The sequence below is a fragment of the Ensifer sp. SSB1 genome, assembly GCF_016652895.1.
Lineage (GTDB): Bacteria > Pseudomonadota > Alphaproteobacteria > Rhizobiales > Rhizobiaceae > Ensifer.
Map to the genome: position 1 here is coordinate 1 of NZ_JAEPRP010000319.1, position 3834 is coordinate 3834.

A 3834-nucleotide genomic window follows, 5' to 3' on the forward strand; every position below is an offset into this window, starting at 1 on the left:
AGGCTGCATCGAGCACCGGAAAAAAGTTCCGCGGTCAAGGACAGCCTACCGGCTGGCACCGAGATCGTTCCCGTCTACGATCGCTCGGAGCTGATCAAGGCGGCGATCGAGACGCTCAAGGGCACGCTGGTCGAGGAGTCGATCATCGTCGCCCTGGTAACGATCGCCTTCCTCCTGCATGTGAGGAGCGCGCTCGTTGCCATCATCATGCTGCCGATCGGCATCCTGATCTCCTTCATCGCCATGCGGGCGCTCGGCATCGGCGCCAACATCATGAGCCTCGGCGGCATCGCGATCGCCATCGGCGCGATGATCGATGCGGCGATCGTGATGATCGAGAACGCCCACAAGCATCTGGAGCGCGCTCCGCCGGACAAGTCGCGCACCGAAGTGTTGATCGAGGCGGCAAGTGAGGTCGGCCCGGCACTGTTCTTCAGCCTGCTGATCATCACCGTCTCCTTCCTGCCGATCTTCACACTGGAGTCCCAGGAGGGGCGGTTGTTCGGGCCGCTCGCCTTCACCAAGACCTTCGCCATGGCGGCGGCTGCCCTGCTGTCGGTGACGCTCGTTCCGGCACTGATGGTCCTGTTTGTGCGCGGCCGGATCGTGCCCGAGCACAAGAACCCGCTCAACCGCTTCCTGATCTGGACCTACCGCCCGATCATTGCCGGGGTGCTGCAGGCGAAGACGATCACGATCCTGCTCGCAGTTGCGGCGCTCGCCGCAACGGTGTGGCCTGCGCGTCAGATAGGTAGCGAGTTCATGCCGACCCTCAACGAAGGCACGCTGATGTACATGCCGACAACCTTGCCCGGCCTGTCGGTGACCAAGGCAGCCGAGTTGATGCAGACGCAGGATCGGATCATCAAGTCCTTCCCCGAGGTCGAGACGGTCTTCGGCAAAGCGGGCAGAGCGCTTACCGCCACCGATCCGGCTCCGACTGAAATGTTCGAGACGATCATCACCCTGAAGCCGAAGTCGGAATGGCGGCCAGGCGTGACCATCGACAGCCTCAAGCAAGAAATGGACGCAGCACTGCATTTCCCCGGCGTCTCCAATGCCTGGACCATGCCGATCCGCGCCCGCATCGACATGCTGTCGACGGGCATCCGCACGCCCGTCGGCGTCAAGGTCTACGGCACCGACCTCAAGGAAATGGAGCGCGTGGCGCGCGACATCGAGACGGTACTGAAGTCCATCCCTGGCACGTCCAGCGCCTATGCCGAGCGCGTCATAGGCGGATACTTCCTCGACATCGTGCCAGACCGCACTGCGCTCGGACGCTACGGCCTCAGCATCGGTGACGTGCAGGATGTTATCGCCACGGCGCTCGGGTCCGAGGTGGTCACCTTGACCGTCGAGGGGAGGGAGCGCTACGGCGTCGCCGTCCGTTATCCGCGGGCGTTCAGAAGCAATCCGCAGTCGATCGCGCGCGACATCGAGGTGGCCCTTCCCGGCGGCGGCACGGTGCCTCTCGGAGCTGTCGCCGACGTCAAGCTCGAGCGCGGTGCGACGACGATCCGGACCGAGAACGGCCAGCTCGCGGTCTATATCTTCGTCGACATCGCCGACCGCGATCTCGGCGGGTATGTCTCCGAAGCTCAAGCAGCCGTCGCGAAGAGCGTGTCGCTACCGCCCGGCTACTCGGTCGCCTGGAGCGGCCAGTACGAGTATCTGGAACGGGCAAAGGCGCGCCTCGCGATCGTCGTGCCGTTGACGCTCGCCCTGATCTTCCTGTTGCTCTACCTGAACTTCAAGGCGCTGACCGAAACCCTCATCGTCATGCTGTCGCTGCCCTTCGCGTTGGTTGGCGGCATCTGGATGATGTGGTGGCTGGGCTTCAATGCCTCGGTGGCGGTGGTCGTCGGCTTCATAGCGCTTGCTGGCGTGGCGGCAGAGACGGGGGTGATCATGCTGATCTATCTCGACCAGGCGCTTCGCGAACGCCGTGAGGAATGCGCCAGCGAAGACCGCACCTTCTCGCGGGATGACCTGCATCACGCGATCATGGTCGGAGCGGTGGAACGGGTGCGGCCGAAGATGATGACGGTCGTGGCGATCACCGCGGGGCTGGTGCCGATCCTCTGGAGCACTGGGGCCGGATCGGAAATCATGCAGCGCATCGCCGTGCCGATGATCGGCGGCATGATCTCGTCGACGGTGCTGACACTGGCGGTCATCCCGGCAATCTACGGACTGGTGAAGGGCTGGCGACTGCCAGCCCGCACCGACGACCGACCAGTGGTCGAATCCACCGATCTGACGCTCAAGGAAGCGGCCGAATGAAGGATGGCAACGATGCGCCAAGGTCTGGGCCTGCGCCGCGTCACGCAGTGTTGACGCGGCGGGTCTCCGCAGGGGCGCATCATCGCTTGTATTCCCGGAGGTTCGGCGCGATTCTCTTCGTCATGAAGCGCTGGTCTGTCCGACAGCTTGGCCTCTTTTTCCTCGCGGTTTTCGTCGCCGCGGGGATGAGCCTGTCGGTGGCCCAGGCGAGCAGCATGGCTGCGAAGATGGCGACCATGGCGGAAATGACGATGTCCGACCACGGTGACTGCCAGGATTGTCCCGACCAGGCAGGCGCAATGAAGGCGATGGCCTGCGGCAAGCTCTGCGCAGCCCCCGTCGTCGCGCCGCTGCCCACGGCGATTCACATTCCGGCCGGGGATAGGCTTGCTCCAGTTGCTGCCCGCGAGCCGTTTCTCTTCGGCTGGGTCTGGCCGCCCGATCCCGCCCCACCACGAACCTTCGACATCGGCTGATTTTCCGACGGTTGCGACTAAGCAGCTTTGCCGGACCAGCGAACCCATGCGCGGCAACGCCTACGCGTTCCGCCGTGTACGATGATCGGAAGGATCGAAAGTGAATAGTGAATCCAACTGCCCTGTTTCGCGCCGGGAACTGCTCCAGGCAGGCGCGGGTCTTCTGCTGGCAACAGCCTTGCCAGCCATTCCGGCGCAATCGGCGTCTTCGTCGAACGACTACAAGATCGTCGTCGCACCTGATCGCGCGCGCCTTGCGGGTCAGGATCGGCCAGAAACGGACGTCTGGACCTACAACGGAACTGTGCCCGGCGATCTGGTACGCCTTCGCCAGGGCGAACCCGCGCGCCTCGTCGTCGAAAACCGCCTTGACCAGGAGACGACGGTCCACTGGCACGGAATTCGGCTTCCCAATGCGATGGACGGCGTGCCCGGGCTGACGCAGCCGCCGATCAAGCCTGGAGAGAGCTTCGTTTACGAGTTCACGCCGCCGGATGCGGGAACCTTCTGGTATCACCCGCACGCCAACAGCCTCGAGCAACTCGGCCGCGGCCTCGCCGGAGCGGTGATCGTAGAGGAACGCGAACCCGTCGCGGTCGACCGCGACGTTGTCTGGGTGCTTTCCGACTGGCGGTTGACCGAAGACGGCGGCATCGCCTCCGGTTTCGGCAACCGAATGGAAGCGGGGATGTCCGGGCGGGTCGGAAATACGGTGACGCTCAACGGCCGGGTGTCGGAGGCTGAAACGTTCCGGTCGGGCGAGCGCGTACGGCTGCGCCTCATCAACGCCTCGCTCGCGAGGATCATGGCGCTGCGCTTCGACGGACATCGGCCCGTCGTCGTCGCGATCGACGGCCAGCCTTGCGATCCCCATGAACCCGACGGCGGCCGTATCTTTCTCGGGCCGGCCATGCGGATCGACCTGATGCTCGATGTGCAGGGAGTACCCAGCCGGCGCTACGACGTTATCGATGATTTCTACGATGGCCTGTCCTATCGGCTGACGCAGCTCGTCTACGAGGAGAGGCCACCGATCCGCGAGCATTCCCTCGACGCTCCGCTTGCCTTGCCC

General features: G+C 64.3%; 3 protein-coding genes. All 3 read left to right on the forward strand.

Features of this window, described 5'->3' with window-relative positions:
• Window positions 1–2286, forward strand: a 2286-nt coding sequence (locus I8N66_RS36565; protein WP_291165306.1) for a CusA/CzcA family heavy metal efflux RND transporter, incomplete at its 5' end; no start/stop codon positions are given.
• The gene (locus I8N66_RS36570; protein ID WP_291165309.1) at window positions 2283–2762 is read left to right on the forward strand and encodes a hypothetical protein; all 480 of its coding nucleotides are present in this window, start codon (window positions 2283–2285) and stop codon (window positions 2760–2762) included. The genes I8N66_RS36565 and I8N66_RS36570, both read left to right, overlap by 4 nt.
• A 100-nt stretch (window positions 2763–2862) precedes the next feature.
• A partial coding sequence (locus I8N66_RS36575; protein ID WP_291165312.1) for a multicopper oxidase domain-containing protein occupies window positions 2863–3834 on the forward strand: 972 nt, incomplete at its 3' end.